The organism is Mycolicibacterium sp. lyk4-40-TYG-92, assembly GCF_030209435.1.
GTDB lineage: Bacteria > Actinomycetota > Actinomycetes > Mycobacteriales > Mycobacteriaceae > Mycobacterium.
The window spans coordinates 370,642-389,191 of the sequence record NZ_JARVRX010000010.1 but is presented as its reverse complement, the minus strand read 5'-3'; the positions used below and the strand labels follow the sequence as shown (position 1 = coordinate 389,191).

Annotated in this window: 16 protein-coding genes and 1 pseudogene; 4 read left to right on the top strand and 13 right to left on the bottom strand. The window is 63.6% G+C overall.

What is annotated here, in order from left to right; translation table 11 throughout:
- Positions 1 to 159 precede the first annotated feature (159 nt).
- Positions 160 to 753 carry a hypothetical protein gene (locus QRN63_RS16615; protein ID WP_285031773.1) on the top strand — a complete coding sequence of 198 codons (594 nt, stop codon included), beginning with the start codon at positions 160 to 162 and terminating at the stop codon, positions 751 to 753.
- Here the strand turns inward: QRN63_RS16615 and QRN63_RS16610 are convergent, their stop codons facing one another.
- The 3 genes from QRN63_RS16610 to QRN63_RS29740 form a co-directional block, all read right to left on the bottom strand.
- A complete protein-coding gene (locus QRN63_RS16610; RefSeq protein ID WP_285031772.1) occupies positions 754 to 1,575 on the bottom strand; it encodes a serine hydrolase in 822 nt (273 codons plus the stop codon).
- 88 nt (positions 1,576 to 1,663) lie between these two features.
- Entirely contained in the window at positions 1,664 to 2,356 is a 693-nt protein-coding gene (locus QRN63_RS16605) for a hypothetical protein (RefSeq protein WP_285031771.1), read from the bottom strand.
- Between the two features lie 89 nt (positions 2,357 to 2,445).
- Positions 2,446 to 3,474 carry a transglycosylase family protein gene (locus tag QRN63_RS29740; protein ID WP_502888152.1) on the bottom strand — a complete coding sequence of 343 codons (1,029 nt, stop codon included), beginning with the start codon at positions 3,472 to 3,474 and terminating at the stop codon, positions 2,446 to 2,448.
- Positions 3,475 to 3,724: 250 nt separating this feature from the next.
- On the opposite strand from QRN63_RS29740, the gene QRN63_RS16590 reads away from it, so the two are divergent.
- Together QRN63_RS16590 and QRN63_RS16585 are read left to right on the top strand one after the other, a co-directional pair.
- A complete protein-coding gene (locus QRN63_RS16590; protein ID WP_285031770.1) occupies positions 3,725 to 4,102 on the top strand; it encodes a hypothetical protein in 378 nt (125 codons plus the stop codon).
- 269 nt (positions 4,103 to 4,371) lie between these two features.
- Positions 4,372 to 4,518 carry a hypothetical protein gene (locus tag QRN63_RS16585; protein ID WP_285031769.1) on the top strand — a complete coding sequence of 49 codons (147 nt, stop codon included), beginning with the start codon at positions 4,372 to 4,374 and terminating at the stop codon, positions 4,516 to 4,518.
- Positions 4,519 to 4,581: 63 nt separating this feature from the next.
- Here the strand turns inward: QRN63_RS16585 and QRN63_RS29735 are convergent.
- The 5 genes and pseudogenes from QRN63_RS29735 to QRN63_RS16560 all read right to left on the bottom strand — a co-directional run.
- Positions 4,582 to 5,178, bottom strand: a pseudogene (locus QRN63_RS29735) (C39 family peptidase); the annotation flags it as partial.
- Between the two features lie 90 nt (positions 5,179 to 5,268).
- Entirely contained in the window at positions 5,269 to 7,095 is a 1,827-nt protein-coding gene (locus tag QRN63_RS16575; RefSeq protein WP_285031767.1) for a dynamin family protein, read from the bottom strand.
- Positions 7,092 to 8,552 (bottom strand): GTPase, encoded by a 1,461-nt coding sequence (locus QRN63_RS16570; RefSeq protein WP_285031766.1) that lies wholly within the window; start codon positions 8,550 to 8,552, stop codon positions 7,092 to 7,094. Before QRN63_RS16570 ends, QRN63_RS16575 begins: the two co-directional genes overlap by 4 nt.
- 72 nt (positions 8,553 to 8,624) lie before the next feature.
- Entirely contained in the window at positions 8,625 to 8,942 is a 318-nt protein-coding gene (locus QRN63_RS16565) for a lipoprotein LpqH (protein WP_285031765.1), read from the bottom strand.
- Entirely contained in the window at positions 8,935 to 9,144 is a 210-nt protein-coding gene (locus QRN63_RS16560) for a hypothetical protein (protein WP_285031764.1), read from the bottom strand. Before QRN63_RS16560 ends, QRN63_RS16565 begins: the two co-directional genes overlap by 8 nt.
- A gap of 1,018 nt (positions 9,145 to 10,162) precedes the next feature.
- On the opposite strand from QRN63_RS16560, the gene QRN63_RS16555 reads away from it, so the two are divergent.
- Entirely contained in the window at positions 10,163 to 12,997 is a 2,835-nt protein-coding gene (locus tag QRN63_RS16555; protein WP_285031762.1) for an AfsR/SARP family transcriptional regulator, read from the top strand.
- A gap of 19 nt (positions 12,998 to 13,016) precedes the next feature.
- Here the strand turns inward: QRN63_RS16555 and QRN63_RS16550 are convergent, their stop codons facing one another.
- From QRN63_RS16550 to QRN63_RS16530, 5 genes are read right to left on the bottom strand one after another with little or no spacing between them, the layout of a single operon-like run.
- Complete coding sequence (locus tag QRN63_RS16550; RefSeq protein WP_285031760.1) at positions 13,017 to 13,544, bottom strand: phage tail protein; 528 nt, start codon at positions 13,542 to 13,544, stop codon at positions 13,017 to 13,019.
- Positions 13,545 to 13,561: 17 nt separating this feature from the next.
- A complete protein-coding gene (locus tag QRN63_RS16545) occupies positions 13,562 to 15,523 on the bottom strand; it encodes a putative baseplate assembly protein (RefSeq protein WP_285031758.1) in 1,962 nt (653 codons plus the stop codon).
- A 1-nt stretch (position 15,524) separates the two neighbouring features.
- Entirely contained in the window at positions 15,525 to 15,971 is a 447-nt protein-coding gene (locus tag QRN63_RS16540; protein WP_285031756.1) for a gp25 family contractile injection system sheath assembly initiator, read from the bottom strand.
- 51 nt (positions 15,972 to 16,022) lie between these two features.
- On the bottom strand, positions 16,023 to 17,771 hold the full coding sequence (locus QRN63_RS16535) for a VgrG-related protein (protein WP_285031754.1): 1,749 nt from the start codon (positions 17,769 to 17,771) through the stop codon (positions 16,023 to 16,025).
- A gap of 13 nt (positions 17,772 to 17,784) precedes the next feature.
- Entirely contained in the window at positions 17,785 to 18,549 is a 765-nt protein-coding gene (locus QRN63_RS16530) for a CIS tube protein (protein ID WP_285031752.1), read from the bottom strand.
- Position 18,550 lies beyond the last annotated feature (1 nt).

Sequence of the window (18,550 nt, the reverse complement as noted above, 5' to 3'; positions counted from 1 at the left end):
CGAGGCGGACGGTAAACCGCCACAGTCACTATGGAGACGACCACGTTGTGGCAGGATGATGGACATCCGTCTGGCCGCAGGTTTTGGGGAGAGTTCGGAATGCAGCTGAAACCGGCGTTGCATGCGCTCTGTTTAGCCGCGGCGGCAGCTTCCGCTTTCATGCCCGCAGTGTCGGCGCACGCAGACGCGCTCAGCGAAGCCGACGACTACGTCGGCCGTTCCGCACAATCGGTGTGCGGTGGCCTTGCCGCTGCCGCCGACAGGGATGCTGTCGGAACCGAACTGGCGGCCATAATCGACGACAGCCGTAGGTACGCCGAGCAGCCGTTCAGCCGCGCCCAGGCCGAGTACATCCTGGCGGGCGCGGTCAACAGTAATTGCCCGACATTTCAGCCCCTACTCCAGTCCAACGGCGTTTACGACGCAGCCAACAGTTACGCGGCGGCCACTCGGCGGGGCACACAACAGGGCGGAACCTCGACACCGCCCGACCTGCCCGGCCTCGCTCAGGCCGTGCCAGGCCAACCCTGTACGAACACAGAGACATTCGTGTTCGGGATCACGCACGACGGCCAGACGCTGGCGTGCCTGCCGAGCCCATCGCCGTCGTATGGATTGAGCGCGCCGGTGGTGGGCGTTCGAACACTGGGGACCGCGTGTCCGGACAACGGCCAACTCGCGCAGGCTACTGATGGCGAACCGATGATGTGCCTGGGCACACCCGGCTCGTGGATGGTGTACCGCGATCTTTGATCAGCAGTGCCCGGCAGGCCACTGCCGAAGGTTCGCCGCGATCCAGTTCGCGATCGCATTGAGCGCGATTACGCCATCGTCAAATGAACCCGTTGCCGGTTCGGCGGCAACGGCGACCGTCAACGCGCCGGCAGGCGTTCTGATGATGCCGAACTGACGCACCAGATACTTTCCAGCCGGCGACGGACCCCACCCGCCTTTGAACGAGGTGCCCTGGATTGTGCCCAAGCCCCAGTGCTGGCTGACCTCGATGTGCGCCATCAGGTCCAGCACCGATGCATTGCGCGAATCACAAGCCGCCATCGCCAGAAAACGTTCCTGGTCGGCCAGAGGCCAGATGGTCTGGCCGAATGCGGAATACTCCGGCCTGGTTCGGCGGGCCTGGACGACTGTCTGGTCACCCGCTTCCCGCAATATCGCGTCAACTTTCTGTGCCGCGACCTCCGGCTCGCCAAGGTTGGCCCAAATCTGTTCTGCGGCAGCGTTGTCGGAGGCGGTGATCGCCTCCGACATGGTCGTCGTCGGCGTAGCGGTGTGCTGGTCCCGCATCGCCGCCATCACCACGGGAACTTTCGATGTGGACCATGCCGGACCCGAAGTCCAGTGCCCGAACACTTGAGCGCCAACCGCAGCACCGGTAGGACCGATGGCCAGACCGACATCCGCCTTCACCGATTGAGCAAGCGCGGCAAACGATTCCATCAACCCGTCAGCTGCAGCGGGTGCAATGGTTACGCTCGGCAAAGCGGTGGTCGAGTCCGTGGATCCGCCACTGCCACTTCTGCCGAATTGAGGAAGGGCACAGGCGCTGGCGAAGGCCAACGCTGTACAGCATGCCGCCAAGGCACCGATCTTCCGTGGCGTCGAAGCCGATCGGTACTGAACACCCCGCCGTGGATAGAGCGCTGGCTCAATAGATGAAGACGCGGGCATTCTTTCCGCCAACGCACGTTATCCAGGCTTCACCGTCCTGAGCGGCACATGTCATCACGAAAATCTCGCCTCTGCATTCACCACCGGTCGCGCTGCACGGCACCGTACCTTCAGCGGTGACTCGTTTGGGCTCTTTGGTGGGCGCCCCCACCTGTTCCCAGTACGCTTCAAGCACTCGCCCGGTGAAGACACATGACGTCTCCTTGGAACCGCGAAGCGAATGTGTACCAAATCCGTCGTGGCCCTTCACATGGAAGCCATCCGCACACCGCTGACCAGCACCGTCGGGATCGGCCACCGCTACCGGGATGTCCGCGCCCGGCACAGAGTCGGAACTCGCCACCGTTGAAGTGGACCGAGGCCTCGATGACCCGGCGAAAGGATCGGCACCGTTGGTCGACGAATCCTGCTGAGTGAACATCGCCCACACGATGGCAACGAGCAAGATGACCGCGCCGAAGACACCCAATCCGATCACCAAGGTCGCAGTCGAAATGCGAGCAGGCCGCTTTGCCGGTTCTTGCCAAGGGATCGCCGCAGGCGGCGGTTCGTCCAGCGGCAACTGGCTTGCAGGTGCCGCTCGAGTGGCGTCGGACCATGCCACCGCCTCACTCGAACCACCGAGATACTCGCCTTCTCCGGAGCTGGGAAAGTCATCGTGATAGGTCATATTCCGTTCCTGTCCCTGCGGAGAGTCCTGACGGCAAGCGTGGATGCATGTACTTGAGTACGCAGTAGCGGCTTACATTCACAGCCAAACTATTGCGGCGCAACAGGTTCCGGCGGCGGGTCCGGCGGCGACGGGTCCGGCGGAGGCGGCGGTTCGGGCGGTGGCGGCCCGGGCGGTTCAGGCGGCGTGTCCATACCCGGTGGTGGCGGGGGTTCCGCTCCAGGTGGCGGCGGAGCTTCTGCTCCCGGCGGAGCGGGCGGCGGAGCAGTCGAATCCGGCGGCTCGGGTCCGGGCTGTGGCGCCATGGCACTCGTCGGGAAGTAGGCCCACTGAGTGAATTGCTTGTGATTCCAAGGTGTGGCGCCGGCGCCGACTTTGATCGGGACGCCTTCGGTCGCGGCTTCGAAGCTGGTTCCGTCCGGCAGGGTGCCCGTCGTGTGGTGGTCATTCCAGCCCACCGCCAGGGTGCCGGGCGGCACCTCGGAAGGGCTGTTCACGACAATCGCTCCACGTGCCTGCAACCAACTGGCCTCATTGGGGGTAGCCATCCGGCTCTGACTCGGAGCGGCACCGGTAAACGCGTTGACGACCATCGACACCAAACCGGAGCAGTCTGCTCCGCCCTCGCCATGCCCTCCCCAGATATAGGGCTTGCCCGCCATCGAGTGCGCCATGTTGATCGCGGCCGACACCGCACTCGAATTATGCTGAACGGCTTGACTTTCGGGAGGTGGGGCACTGACAGGCGGCTCGGTCGTAACCTTCGCAGCATCTGCCACACCGTCCCCGACCGGGCTCGAGACGGACTTGGCCGCATCTGCGACAGGATGACTGGCGGGAGCGGGCACGTCAGTCGTCGTTCCCGGCACGAAGGTGTTCGGCCACGCCCCCGGACCTTGATTCTTCAAGGTCTGCTCGGCAATCAACATCTGCTGGTGCGGCGTGGCGAGATCCGCGCGTGGCGCGAACTTCAATCCGCCGCTCTCCTCCCACGTGGACTGCGTGAACTGCAAACCGCCGTAGAACCCGTTACCGGAGTTGATCGACCAGTTTCCACTGGATTCCTTCTGCGCCATGGCTTTCCAGTTGGCGTGCCACTGCTGCGGCGGTTCGTGCACGCCCGTATCCAGAAGCGCTGACGGTTTCGCGACGGTCGGGTCTACCGGTTCGGCCTGGTCACCGGATGTACCGGGCTCCGGCGCTGGTGCGGACGAATGCTGCGGCGGCGACGGATCCGGGTGAGGGTGTGGCTGAGCGGGGTGCGACACCGCTCCCCGAGACGGTGCCGCCGGGACGTCGGCACCGCCCGTCGCCGCTGCTGTGGATGCGACCGCAGTTTGGGGATTGACCGCGCCACCAGCTGACTTGGTGTGGTTACTACCGACGTCCGCAGTAGGCGAGGACGCATCCGACCGATTCGCAGATGCGGGCCCGGAGTCAGGGCCGACCGGCTCGACGACAACTGACGGATTCGGGCCGGCTGCCGGAGTCGACGAGGCCGGAGACACGGTCGACTGGTTCGCCGGTCCGGCTCCGCTCTGCGGCGTCACCGGTTCGACGACAACACCCGAATTCGCGCCGGGGTCCCCGGGAGTCGTCGAAACCGCCGACGAGGTTGACGGGTTCGTCGGTCCGGAAGCAACCTGCGGCGCCACCGGTTCGACAACAACACCCGAATTGGCGCCGGTGTCCGCTGCCTGGGGCGCGGCCACCTGGTCGGGACGACTTGTGGCGCCGGCGAATTGACTGGAACCATCGCCAGGGTGGGCGGCAGCGGAGCCCGCCGATGACCCCATTGCATGGTCCATGGCCGATGCGAATCGACCATCCGGTGAGAGAGCAGCCGACGTACTCGATGCCCCGGCGCCTGTCACACCGGGAATGGTGAGTACTTGACCGTCGACGATGAGGTCGGGGTCAGAAATCCCATTTGCCGCAGCAATTCTGGTGTATGCGTCGGGGTCCCCGTAAACACTTTGTGCGATGCTCGACAAGGTTTCACCGCGCTGCACCACATGCGTATCACTGGTACCACCGTCTCCGCGTCGGGCAGCGAGGAACATATCCGTGGTAGGCGCATGGGCATTCAGCGCGACGGGGACGACAACCGGACCTGGAGTCGTGACGCCATGGTGCGTAACCGGTTGATCGGTGACCAGTAGTTGGTTGTCGCCGGCTGCCCACGCTTGTTTGAACACATCAAGGGGCACGACTTCGTCACTGCCGTCAGGGTTGCCGGGGTCTGAAAGCGTGACAAGGTGGCGCGAGTCGTCGATTCCGGTTATCAGCAGGGCGTGGTTGGCGCGTCCGCTGGGATTGGCATCAGTGTCGTGACCATGCCAGATCTCGTCCGCATCGACACCGACGATGAGGGCCCGGCCGTCATCCAGGTAGTGCTCGAGATCGGACATGTTTGCGTTCGACGCGACATGCGACGCCACCCCGAAAGAGTCGAGTACTTTCACCGCATCAGAGAGCGTTTCACCATGTGCGGTAACGGGTTTTCCCATCGCGGCGAACCGCTCCGCCACTACCGACTCGTCGAGAAAGCGGTGCCCGGTAACCTGTGACAGCACTTCGGTGAGCGAGGCCGGTACACAGTACCCACTGCTGCGCTGGAAGAACCAGTCGTCGCTGATTATCGAGGGATCGCCATGAACGAGTCCCGGGTGCACGGCGCCAGTGTGCTGCAACGGCAAATCCAGTAAGGCCTCGTGCGCGCCGGCATTCCAATCATCGCTCTGGTGGAGGTCGGCATAGTGTACGTCGGGAGTGGCCGACCCCCCATGAGCATCACCATGGTCGATTTCGTGCGAATCCATGAAATCAGTCATCGGCGCACCTCTTCGGCAGATGTGAAGTTCACGAGGTTTGAGCGCGCAATACCATTGCAGGACAGTCGATCAGCCATTTCAACCAGCTCCTGAGGGCGGACCGGCCAGCAGCGCCGCACGCCGGACGCGAGATGCTTCTCGGAGCGGGTCGAGCTGAGCCTTGACCTTGTTGAGGCGGAGCAGGTCTGCGGCCGCGCGGTCACGGGCCCGGCCCAAATCTTTCCGGGCTTCCGTTGCGGTCTGCAGAGCATCAGACATGGCACTCGCGATAGTTTCCTGGAGGGTATAGGAAGCTTGTCGGAAAATTCGGTCCAGATCAAGAGAAATTTCGGCATTTGCACTGTTGAGGCATTCATTTATCCACGCACGCAGGCTGACGACGTCGCTCGCCCTTTCACGGAACTTCTTCTGCAGACGCCACCACACCACACCGACGGGCAACGCTGCCACGGCGCCGACACCCACCGCGATGATGCCGGCCCCCGCCACGTGGAGGGCTGCCGCCAAGCCGGGGGTGATCAACATGCGCGCGGTATTGGTGCCCATCATCGCCGTCGTCAGGCCCATCATCGTTGCCGACGGATCCTGAGGCGGGCCCGTTCGCTCCCGAAGAAACTCCGCGGGCGTCTCGCCGCGGGCCGGCAGCCGGTCGGCCAATGTCATTACCTCGCCCTCACTGCCGACAATTCCAACGAGCAGATGACGCGTGATCTCGGTGATGTGTTCGCGCACTGCGTCGTCGATCTCGTCTTGCAAGGCACAGAGGTCGGACACGATCGCCGATTCGATCTCCGGGATCATGTTCGGCTTGATCTTGTCCTTCATCGTGGCGTCGTAGCGGTCGCGCAACTGGCTCACCCGACGACGTAGGCGGGTGCGCGCCTCGTCACGCGCCGTGTCGATCTGCTTCGACAACTCCATCCGCCATGCCGAGTTGGCCTCGGTGAGTTCTGCGATCTGACGGGTTATCGCCGCGAGCGCCGCGTCGTCTTCTGGCGCGGATTCGAGCGTGCGTTTGCGTTCCGCCAGAATGATTTCGGCATCGGTGATGGCGGTGGCGATCTCCCGCAAGGTGTTCAGTTCCTCGAGCCGATGGTGCATCGCCGAGATTCTGTGCAGCTGGTTCCAGAGGTCTTCGATACCGCTGTGGCGAGCAAGGGTGAGATTGCCGCGGGCGGCGGCCATATTCGCCAGCCTCGAGCTGATGGGCACGAACACCACGTCGTCGAATCGGCCCGCCGGGAATCGGCGGAAATCGCCGCGGATCGTTTCGGCGTTCTCGGCGAGCACCTGCTCCCAGTCGGTGTACCTGTCGATCTTGGACAGCACGAACACGATCTGATCGATGCGAGTTGCCGCTTCTGCGAGGAATTTGCGCTCAGCAATCGAGATTTTCGCCGCCGCCGAGCAGACGAATACCAAAGCCGTCGCTTGCTGTACTGCGGTCAGGGTCAATTGCGCCAGGGCCGAGTCGATTCCACCGACGCCGGGCGTATCGAACAATGTCAGCCCGGACAGCCGCGGATCGGCCACCATGAGTTCGATCCGCTCGGGACGCTCATTGCCGCCCTCGCCGAGGAGTTGCGCCAGGTGTGCCTCGTCGCCGCTGGTCGTTCGGCCGTCCGCGTAACGGGCGCGCACCGACGGGTTTCGGTCGCCACCGATGGCGATATAGGCGGCTGTCGGCCTTGCCGGCAGCAGGTCAGCACGCCCGAGGAGGGCGTTGATCATTGATGTCTTGCCGGTACTGGGTTCGCCTACCACGACGATGTTGGCCCGAGTTCCCGCAGATGCGCCCGCATTTCCCGACAGCCGCTGCAGCGCCGCGCCCGCACCGACGTCCGGCAACAGCGTTTTCAGCGATTCTCGCAGCGCTGCCAAATCGAAATCGGCGGGTGCAGTCATGATCGCGCACGCAGTTCGGTACTCAACTGGTATGTCGACCAGTGCGCAGTGTCCGCGAGTTGGCGCACAAGCGCATTCGAGGAGGTGTTGGCGTAGGCACGCCACCATCTGCTGGCGTCCATCGCCATTCCGGCCAGGTGCTCACGAGAAGTATCGGCCGGCGCGCCGAGACGTGCAGCCGGTTCCGTCTCCTCCCACAGGCTCAGCGCCGTCTGCATGGTGTGACTGTCCGGCAACGTACACCGGCCCGAGTACAGCGCGGCCAGACACCGAAGTTCGGCCAACGTGTGCATGGCGGGGTGATCGCGCAACTGTTGAATCCGCTGCCGTACCGCCTGCCGTTGAGGCTTGGAAATCGCTGCCGCGGTGAGCGATCGATCCAACTCGGCCAGTGTCCGGGTCGCCTTGAGGACCGCCGCAGGCCGCGCATACAGCACGTTGAGCCGGCGCCACAGCGACGCGATGCCCGAAACCGACCGCAGTTTGCCATGCATCGCGGCCGCTGACGTCCCCGCGTCGGCCGTCTCCGTCAGCATCCGGATCCCGAAGAGATCAAGGCGGTCCAGCAGCACTCGCGCAGCCCCCGGCGGCAGGGCATCGATTGCCTCGAATGCGCCGGCCCACATCAGGGCCATTTCCAGGTCAGCCTCGTCGATGCCGGCCAGCGTCCGGATCGAATCAGCTTGGGACTCATCAAATGCGCCGGTTTCGGCGGTCTCGGCGATCTTGCCCATGACGGGCAGCACTCCGGCCAAGCCCGCCGCCAGATCAGCGGCGTGCCGGGTGGCAGTCGCGACGGCGAGCGGCCACGGATCGTCGCCGTCGCCGTACTGGTCGGCACGGCTCAGGATGCCCATGGCGTTCGGGAAGTCGAACGCGCCGCGATTCTTGGCGTAGAAGTCGTTGATGATCTTCGCTTCATCGGCGTGCACGATCTCGCCGAGAACGAACACCATCACGTCGATCTCGCCAGATGCGAGAAGGCGTTCGGTTTGGTCGGCGAGGCCGTCATCGCCGGACAGCCCGGGAGTGTCGATGACGATCACGCGCCGCAGCGGCGCGTACGACAGCGACACCTCCAGCCGGTCGATCTCGTCGACTGGCACGCCGAGCTCGTCGGGCAACTCGCCCTGCGGCCCGGTATATATGGGGACCGCGGCGCCGTCTCGGCGAATGACCCGAGCCTGGTTGGCCCCGTACTGATACCAAGTGACCACCCGCGTGCATTCGGTGGCACGCGTCGGCGCCACCCGGGCTCCGATCAGCGCGTTCACCAAAGTGGATTTACCCGCGTTTGTTCGTCCGACGACGGCGATCCTCAGCGGCTGCATCAAACGCCGCGCCATGGCGTTGATCCGGTCGTTTGCGGGACTGTCGAGCTGCTCTGCGACATCGGCCAGCAAAGCGCCAAGCTGCGCAAGCAAGTCCGCGTCGGAGGCATCAACACCGTCGGCCACGGCCGACGACTGCGTTGCTGACCCACTAGCGCCGGCCACGGAACTCGCCATCCACGATTGGTCGATCCCAGCTCATGGACACGTCGCCTCGAACTTGAAGTCCTTCTTCACCACCTGCTTGGTGGACGGGTCTATCCCCTGCGCCATGCCGACGATGCTGTACGTGTTGCCGGATTTTCGCGCTTGGGCCGGCACCGTGCTGCCATCGTTCTGGACCTGCAGGGGCACGCCCTCGACAACGCCGAGGTCCACCCTGACGACGGTGACATTCTCGTCTGGCGCAACCTGCGCGGTATAGCCCGGATCCGGGCCCACCTTTATGGTGCGGAAGCCGTTGGGCTCGTCGGTGCATTGCACCGGACCGGTAGCGGGCAGCGCGCTGTCACCCACAGTCACCTTGGGCGCCGAAGCTGCACCGGATCCGCCGGGCGCGCTGCTGCCGTTGGCCCCCGAGGAGCCGGACACACTCGCAGACGTACTGCTGGTGGCGCTCGTGGTGGTTGTCGTTGTGGTTGTCGTTGTCGTCGTGGTGGTCGTCGTGCTCGACGTGGATGTCGTCTTCGGCGGTGGCGGTGGCATCGGCTGGGTGCACGCGGCGACACCGGCGGCCGTAACGACAGCACCGACCACCGCAAACAGAGTGCCCACACGCCTCGGAGCCGCCATTCGCTTTCCTCCGTGTTACCGCCCAGAGCTCACCCGCGTCAGCCTGATTATGGACGAACCAGCCCTCGCGGCGCCCCGATCTCACCAACTTCACCCACAGTGCAATTGCTTGCTGGTTTCCCAATAGCAAAAATCCTAATTGTTATGCAGTCAATACTGCAGGATGAATCACATAGAAATCTCTCTTTTGCCACTTTCGGCGGGGTCCGAAACGGCGACATGTCAGCCACGTCGCTGATGCAGGCGCCCCGGCGCGCGGGCGAGTCGTCCGTCTTATCGAGATATTTCGCCGCGGCAACGCAGCGGGCACGTCGAGGAGAATGCCCGGCATTCGCAGCTGGGCACATGCCCCTTGTCGAATGCCGCCAGGCCCGGCGACGATAGACGTGGCTGACATCACCGGTACATCCCAACCTGCAGCCGGCAAAGATGGGGAATTTCTCCCCATGCGTATGAGCCAATGAACAGTCGATAATTGCCCGTTGGGGCAGGCCGATGGTCTCGCCATGGCCCGGTAGAGACCCGCGAAAGGACGCCACGGTGCACCACGACCACCGACGCAAGGACATTGAGTCGTGGCGCGCCAAGGCGAGGACAGACCGCAGCAATAAGTTTGCTGGATGTGCCGGAATTCTCAGCGTGAGCAAAGCCGATCGGGCTTCAATTAGCAACCTGACTGAAATTTGCTGACTGCGGCATCGCCGCACATGACAGGACATGGAGGATTCAACGTGTCGTTGAACAGATTCCGCGGGGTGCCTGTCTGGTATTTCGATCGCCCGGCAGTTACCGAACTGACGCCCGCCGATCACCGCACTGCGTTGGTCGGCTCGCCATAGGGACCGGATCGGCGACCACGAATGGGAGTTCCGAGACCACATCGGGCACAGACAATCCGGGCCGATGACGATCCGCCGGCTAGCACGAACGCACCGCGCGAAACGATGCTCGACTCCGTCCTTCAGGAGAAGCTGCGCGCACCTGAGGCGCGGGGGCTGATGCGTGAGCGGCTTGAGCGGCCCCTCATGTCCGCTGCCCCGGGAGGCCTCAATGTGGTTGTCGCCCCGGCAGGATCGGGAAAGACAACACTGCTCGCCCGAGTCGCCGCACAGATACCGGTCCCGGTTGGCTGGTACCGGGTCACCGCCGATGACGCTGCCGAGGACCGTCTCGTCGCCCACCTGCGGCGCGCTCTGGCGCCGGTCACGGAATTGGCCGACGCCACGTCGATGACCGACGTCCTCACCGGACTGGACCGCTGGAACGGGCCGGCGGGCGCATTGATTCTTGATGATCTTCACGAGATAGCCGATACTCCAGCCGAACGCGCGCTCGAACGCCTCGTGTCGCTGCGCCCCCCGCGTTTACACCTCGTTTTCGGTTCACGCCGGGTGCCTGGCGTCAACATCCCCCGGATGCGGGTTTCCGGATCGATACAGGAGGTCGGCAGCGACGATCTGCGCTTCCGGTCTTGGGAAGTCGAGGAACTGTTCGCGTCGGTGTACAACCAGCCACTTCGGCCTGAAGCGGCTGCGGCATTGACCCGGCGCACCGGCGGTTGGGCTGCCGGGCTCCAGTTGTTTCATCTGTCGACCGCTGGCCGCACCGTCGCCGAACGGCACCAGGCAGTGCTCGACCTTGCCGGTCGGTCGAAACTGGTGCGTTCCTACCTGACGCGCAATGTACTCGCCGAGCTGGCCGAGGATCGTCGTGTATTCCTGGTGAAAACCTGTACCCTGGGCCGACTTTCGGGTGCAACGTGCGATGAGTTACTGAACAGCAAGGGAAGCCACCGAATTCTGGAACAACTAGAGGACTCCCAGCTGTTCACGTCGACCGACGACGGCGGTTCGTTCTACCGCTACCACGAAATCCTGCAGACCCATCTCGAACTCGCCCTCGTGGAGGACTTCGGCATCGACGAGGCCCGCGCGCTGTACCACCGCAGCGGCCAGATTCTCGAGGCGTCCGGCGATCTGCGCGCGGCGGCCCGCGCCTACGCGAAGGCGGGCGACTGGGCAGCGCTCAGCGAGTTGTTCGGCAGCGACGGCGGTAGCGGCATCGACGCCTCGCACATGGACGACGACCATCTCCTTCCCGCGAGCACCTGGCACCACGACCCATGGCTCGCGTTGGCGAACGCGCGGCGACTCGTGCGAGAAGGTGCTCTCGAGTCCGCCGCCAACGCATACAAACACGCGCAAAGCCTGTATGAGGAACCCAATTTCCACCAACTCTGTAGTGACGAGCACCGCGTCGTCGCCATGTGGCTTCCTGGCGATCGGGGTCAGAGCAGAGTCGATCGGTCGCCGGCGCCAACCCACTGGAGTGCGTGGCTGCGGGCGGCCATCAAGCACGCTCCGGATTTCACGACGATCGTTGAACCCACAGGCAGCAAGCAGAGCCGAGCGCGTCTGTGCTATGCCCTCGCAGCAGTTCTTGCCGGCGAAATCGACCGTTCCCGAACGGCTCTGGCAGCGATCTGCGACACAGCTACCGGTGATTCGTTGGCCGCGATCGGTGCCGAGCTGACGCTCACGGTAATCAGTGTGCTCTCCGGCGAGTCCGAATACACGGAGTCAGCATTCAGTGACGTCGCCGCAAAGGCCGAACAGCAGGGACTCCCATGGATCGCCCGGTTGGCCAACGGATTTCACCGAGCCGCATCCATCTCGCCGGAGAACGTGGCGTGGTGGTCGAGGAGCTGCCGCGGTAACATCAGCCACTGCGAGGAAGTCGGTGATGCGTGGGGGGCGGCACTACTCACGGTCGCTGTCGCGATCAGTGGAAAACGGTGCGGGTACGCGGCTGCTGACGATGAATTTTCCTCGGCAGCAATACGATTCCAGGATCTGGACGCACCGCTTCTGCAGCTGTGGTGCGAACTGCTGCCCTTGCGCGGTGCGGGCACGGGCGATGATTTGCGTCGAGTCATCGCGAACAGCACAGCAGTAGACGCACGTAACGCCCATAGGCTGCTGTCGGTCATGATGACGACCCGTAAGACGAACGCCGCCGTGCCGCCCCGTGTCGACGCGACCCTGTCGACGCCCCAGCACGCGGTTGTCGACCCCGGCACCACGCCATCCGTCGCCATCAAGTGTTTCGGAAGCTTCCAGCTCCATGTCGACGGTCAGCTGCTGGATCTCGCCGCGCTGCGCCCGCAGGCGCGCAACATCCTCCAGTTGTTGTCCCTGGCACCGAATCACGATCACCGGTGCGAATTCCTGGAAGACGTGCTGTGGCCGGGCACCGCGCATTCAGTTGCGTCGCACCGTCTTCAAGTGGCGATATCGAGTGTGCGGAACGCAATGGACCCGTACGGAATCAGCATCGAACGCACCCGCGAGAAGTACCGAATGTCGTTGCCCGACAATGCCACAGTGGACGTCGTGGCATTCGACGAGCTGCTGTCGAGGGCGTCGGTCACAGCAGCGCAGGGTGACGTCGGCGGCCGAATCGCGGCACGGGAAAAGATCCTCGGCCTCTATGCGGGTGACCTGCTGACAGATTTCCCGCCTGCCGATCACGTCGACGCGGAGCGATGCCGGTACCGTCGTGGTGCAGCGGCCGCCGCCGCAGCCCTCGCCGCCGACTACCACACGCTGGGCGAGAACGACCTTGCCATGAAAGTCGCCCGGCGGTCAGTAGACCTTGACCCCGAGGACGAGTCCGCGTGGCTGCTCATCGCCGATCTGCATGATGCTGCCGGCGATCATGTTGGCGCAGAACATGTTCGCCGTGAACATGCCCTGATTCAGGCTGATCTGGGGGCTTGACCGCTGCCGGCTCCTCATATCAGCCGCGCCGCGCGGCGACGACTTCGATCCGATGTGGCACATGCGCGGGTTTGGTGGAGCCGACCAATTCGTCGAGACGACGACGATCAATGGCACCGGGATCGTCTGCGACGACCAATACCAGCAGATCGGGCACCGGCTCCCCACCCGCCTCAGAGTCGGGGGTCACCGACCATGTCGTCGCGCCCGATTCCACGATCTCGACATCGACCTCGAACGCCGCTCTGACTACATCGCGGATACTGCGCGCATTACCGCGCTCCGCCAGCACGGCAGCACCCATTTCGATGCACGCTCGTTTGCGTGCCGGACCGCCTTCATCGCTCAACGTCAAACCTATCCAGCCGCCGAGCCAGTCAAGCATGTCTTCTGGCGCGGTGCGCGCATCCAGATACGCCGGAAAACAATCCAGAATCGCGAAGATTGGCGCCAGTACATCATCGAAGGAGGCGCACAGCTGTTGGGCGAAAAAATCGCCCAGATACACCGACGGCAACGTGCCGCCGAGCGGGTGCGGTGTGGCCATCGCCGGTAACTCGCCGCTCATAAGATGCGTAACGATGGTTTCAGCGCGAATACCAGGCCGTTTCGCGGAAGCATGAGCCGCGGCACAGGCTCATCAGCGGTGACTCCCGAGGCATCGTCGGCCTCGAATAGTTTGAGATCGACTTCCTGGCTCAGATCGACCCCACCGACCCAAGCCAACGCAGCTGACACCTCATGGGGCTGGACGGCCCGGCCCAACGGCCAGCCCTGTCTATCCGGCCCCCCTTTGAGAGGATGGAACAGTAGGTTCAACGCTCGAATCACATTGTCACGCAGATGTTCCCGATTGAATCCAGGCAGCGCACTCAGCCGAACTGCGATTTTGAGCCCACGGTAGACCGGGGGCTCGATCACGAGCCGAGTGCCGACGACGCGCCGTTGATCGAGATATTCGGCAACCCGCCGCACGGTATCGGGCAGCGGGTTCAGGTCGTCACGGCGTACCTGCCCGAAGGTGTCACTGGCGACATTCGGAACCACCAGGACCCGTACGACGCCGGCCTGACCTTCGTGCGTGGCGGTGAGGCACTCGGCACGGCCGATCTCAGGAGCCACTTGCAGAGTGAGTTGCTCAAAATCCTTCGCCGTCACGGCCTTCCCCCGCGTCTGCAACAACAGCGGGCCGCGGGCCTTCACCTCATCGATGGTCTCGGCATCGGCGCCACCCACCGCAGCCCGTCGGTTCTGCACCCGCGACACGTACGGCACGCTCGTCTTGAGTACCCGAATCTGGCCAATACTGACATTGCCCTTCCGGCCGCCGCCGGTCCGGTACGCCGCCATCTGAAGAATCGCAGATTTCGGCGGAATGGCACCGTACTGCTTTACCGTGCCATCACCTTCACGGACCGCGGGACCAAACTGCACCTCGCCGCCGACCTGGCTGATGGTGAAGCACGGGGTGGATTCGTCCGCTCCGGCGAAATTGTCGACCTGGTGCCACTCGGTGGTTCCGTTACTGTCGGTGACCGTAAGCGCGGTGCCGGTCCACGGCAGCGCCGGCTGCTCCTGCAGGGCCAGACGCTGTCCCGGGGTGCCGTCAGAATTGCCCAAGACCTCGTCACGAACGACACGCGCGTGGATGATCCGGGCCGTCCCACCGACTGTGCATGCGCTGATAGAGCTGATCAGTGGCGATTCCCGATACGACGGCCGGAGTGGTGACTTCTCCAGTAGTCGGCATCGGAGCCACCCCTTGGGCAGGCCGCTGATCCCGGCCGGCGTGCCGTGGCTATGGCCTCGTGGCACGTGCAGAATCACATCGCCGGGGCGGTTGAACGCGCGGGTTTCGTCACGGTCGACTTCGCAGGGCTCCCACGTCGATCCCCCGGTCCAGGCCTCCCACACATACGGCGGATTGTTCGGATCGACACCCACGCCCGAGACTCTGCAGTCGAATCGCAGCAGTACCGCACAAGACGGCACCGCGTCACTCAGCCCGATCAACAGGGCGTCGCCCGGGTTGGGCGTGGCGGAAAAACTGGTGAACGCAGGGCCCGACCCGTCATTGCGGCGCTCAATAGCCTCGGCGCCCTGCGCGACCGTCGCCACTCGCCCCTGATCCAGGGAACAGGGCACGATATCCAATTGTTCGGTTGTCGAAAACACAATGGGCTCTTCGACATCAGTGCGGTCGGTGCTCACCTCCGTCTCCGCTCGGACCGTCACCACCTGGGGCTGCGGGGCCGCCAGCCAGAACGTCACTTCAGCCTGAGCGGCACCCGGCGGCCGCAACTGCAGGCCGAGGAGGTCCAGGAATTTGATGTAGTGACGATCGGGAACGCGGTTCAATCGATAGATCAACTGGTCGACCATCATCGCGAAGGTTTCGATCAGTGTGATCCCGGGGTCGGAGATGTTGTGATCCGACCACTCGGGGCAGCGCAGTCGTACCAGCCTGCGCGCGTCGTCCACCAGTTCCTGGAACGTCCTGTCGTCCAGATTCGGCGCCTGCAGCATGTCACAGCCCTCCCGAATGCAGTTCCGCAACTTCTTTGTCGGCAACACGTTTGGGCTCGTCTGGAATGACGTAGAACGGGAAGACCAGGTTGCGTTCATCGTTGTCGCCACGGATCACGTAGACCACGTCGATGTAGAACGTGCCCAACTCGGCCTGATCGAATCCGACACGGACGTCCTCGACATCGATACGGGGCTCCCACCGGACCAGAGCGGCACGCACATCACTCGCGATTGCCGCGGCCGTTACCGCATTCGTCGGGGAGAACAGGTGATCCTGTACACGGCAGCCGAATTCAGGACGCATCGGCCGCTCCCCCGGTGACGTACGCAGGATGATCTCGATGGCCTGCTCGATGTCTCGCGCCTGCGTCGCCAGCGCCACCCGGCTGGTCGCGTCGACGCTCAACGGAAAGTTCCACCCCGCGCCGATGAAATCCGCAGACATGTCGTCAATCCCTCTTCCCGACTCGCGCTGGTGGCATCATCTCGGCACCCTTCAGTTGATCTGGACAGTCGTGCCCTGCACTGTCACCGGCCCGGCAGTCTTCAGCTCCAACTGGCCGGCTCCCCCTTGCACCGAAACTCCTTGTTGTGCAGTCATCTTGATCTGGCGCCCCTTCATCTCCAGATCTCCGGACGAGGATTCGATGACGATGCCGTTCTTTCCATCGATCTGTACCGTGCCATCGCTGTGCACTGTGATCTTCGTACCGACCGCGTCCAACGTGACCCGCAACTTGCCATCGCCGGTCTGCACGTCGATGCCCTCGGTCTTCCCACTGTCATCAAGGACGTCGATACGGTGCCCGTTGCGGGAGATGAACGATCGGCGGTTGATGGCGCCCGAGCCCGAATCGACGACGGCGATGCCGCCGCTTTTGGGTTTGTCAACCCCGTTGAACAACCCGCCGATCACGTAGGGGCGCGCAGGGTCCTGTTGCTCGAATGCCACCAGAACCTCGTCGCCTACTTCGGGCACCACCATCGCCCCACGATCTTTGCCCGCGCCCGTCTGGACGGTGCGGGCCCAATCACTGACGTAGTCGTCGGACAGCCAAGGAAAAGTCAGCTTCACCCGGCCCTGATGTTCGGGGTCGTTGACGTCACTGACCTGCGCGATGACAACCCCTCCCGCCGTCCGATTCCGGCCCGCCGCGCCGGAAGTCAGACCGTACAGACTGCGCTCCTGGCGGCCGGTGACGGCGAATGCGGTGGTGTATCCGGTGGTCGGCTCGTAACGATGCCGCACGGTTGTCAATGTGTACTTGCCGTCGAATGGTTTACCGGCGTGCTCGATGCTGATCGCGACGTCGGGGCGGAGCTTTGGATTCCCCCTTGCCACAGCGTCGATTTCGGCAAACGAGCTGCCGATTTCTTCGACGAGTGCTTTGACAGCAGTATCGGCCTCAGATTGTTTTCGATACGCGATATCGGAGGCAACGTATTTCGGGCTGCCGAAGGGCTTGGCCATGGCCGCCGGGTCCGCCGAGTCCAACTTGACGTTCTTGGTACCTGCATCGGCGGTGCTGACGATCTTCTTCTTCTGCGCGATGTCCCACCCCCGGACCTCGACCTTGCCGACCTGCTCGGCCGCGGTGATCACTGCGCGGAATCGCAGGATGTCCGCACCTAACTGCAGGACAAGCGGATTGGAACCGGGATCACCGGATGCCGAGGGCGCCGTGTCAGCTGTCTCGCGGGGCCCGAAGTCGAGCTTGTTGTCCCGGACGGCGACTTCGTACCCGATCTGCTTGGCCATGCCCTCGAGGAATTCCCAGTCGGTCTGTCCGCACTGGCCGATGTGGTCGTGCACCGTCGAACTGGACTTCACCTGGCCAGTCGACAGCCCCGCGCGCTGAGCCACTTTTTTGGCCGCATCCGACGCTGTGGCCTGGGTGTAGGACTCGGTATGCCGTCCTCGGAACAACCGGTGCGCCGGATCGTATCCGCGTATCACAGTGAATGATCCGGTTCCGTCAACCTCGGCTTCCAGCGAGGTCACTTCGGCCGAAATCAGTTTCTCCGGCGACGGAGCGGCATCGGTGGCGACAGAGATTTCGACCTTCGAACCGATCTCCACGCCGGACTTTTCAACGACGATCCGGCCGGGATCGCGGAAGCGCAGCATGAACGCATCGGGTAGTCGCAGGCTGCAGTCGACGTACGCCGATACCAACAATGCTGCCGCGTCACCGGGCAGGTCACTGCCACCGACCTTGACCACAAAGCTTGCGCTGCCCGGCATTCGAGTTACCGACCTACCCCAGCAATGATTCCATGCTGGGGAGCAGAACCTGTGCTCCATTGCGGATACGCATGGGATCATCGATGCGGTTGTAGGTAGCCAGTGGCCGCCACAATGCAGGGTCGCCATACTCCCGATAGGCCACAAGAGCCAACGTGTCCCCTTCGATCATGGTGTGTGCGCGATCGACCGCGAGCACGCGCGAAGTCGGGTTCTGTCCACCCTCCTCGGAGGGCATCTCCTCCAGGTTCACCGTGCAGACCGCACGAATCGGCACTCCATTGGACGCGAAGCGCGTGTATTTGGCGTTCACCTGGGTGACCACCGCCGGAAAGCTGGTGACGCCGCCCCATTCGAAGACCACCAGCGGCGGCATCGGATGCTTGTCCTTGCGGGTCTTGTCCAACGGCACGCAGCAGCCGAACAGCTTCTCGACCGAATCCACCACGCTCACATCGGATTTCAGCGTCGAATCGAAGAACATCTCCAACGTCATCTTGCAGGCGTCAGCACCCTTGTATTCGGGTGGTCCCGCCGTCTTGGCGCCCTTGGCGGGTTTGCGCTCCCATTTCGCGGATTTGCTGATCGTAACTTCTTTCGGGTTGAACTGAAAGTCGATCTTCCCCAACGACGTTCCGGTTGAGCTACCGCCTTTTGCCGACTGCGGTTCGAACATCTTCAGGCATGCGTGGGCGTGTGACGCCCCCGAGTTCAGGACTGTCGTCGACGACTGCTCGGCGGGGCTACCCGAGCTCTTCAGCGCAATGGCGGTGCCCATG

Bases quoted from the DNA above. Each gene is read 5' to 3' on its own strand.
- QRN63_RS16615 (WP_285031773.1), top strand. From the start codon at position 160: ATGCCCGCAGTGTCGGCGCACGCAGACGCGCTCAGCGAAGCCGACGAC.
- QRN63_RS16605 (WP_285031771.1), bottom strand. From the start codon at position 2,356: ATGACCTATCACGATGACTTTCCCAGCTCCGGAGAAGGCGAGTATCTC.
- QRN63_RS16585 (WP_285031769.1), top strand. From the start codon at position 4,372: ATGCGTATCACTGGTACCACCGTCTCCGCGTCGGGCAGCGAGGAACAT.
- QRN63_RS16575 (WP_285031767.1), bottom strand. From the start codon at position 7,095: ATGACTGCACCCGCCGATTTCGATTTGGCAGCGCTGCGAGAATCGCTG.
- QRN63_RS16555 (WP_285031762.1), top strand. From the start codon at position 10,163: ATGCTCGACTCCGTCCTTCAGGAGAAGCTGCGCGCACCTGAGGCGCGG.
- QRN63_RS16550 (WP_285031760.1), bottom strand. From the start codon at position 13,544: ATGGCCACACCGCACCCGCTCGGCGGCACGTTGCCGTCGGTGTATCTG.
- QRN63_RS16545 (WP_285031758.1), bottom strand. From the start codon at position 15,523: ATGCTGCAGGCGCCGAATCTGGACGACAGGACGTTCCAGGAACTGGTG.
- QRN63_RS16540 (WP_285031756.1), bottom strand. From the start codon at position 15,971: ATGTCTGCGGATTTCATCGGCGCGGGGTGGAACTTTCCGTTGAGCGTC.
- QRN63_RS16535 (WP_285031754.1), bottom strand. From the start codon at position 17,771: ATGCCGGGCAGCGCAAGCTTTGTGGTCAAGGTCGGTGGCAGTGACCTG.
- QRN63_RS16530 (WP_285031752.1), bottom strand. From the start codon at position 18,549: ATGGGCACCGCCATTGCGCTGAAGAGCTCGGGTAGCCCCGCCGAGCAG.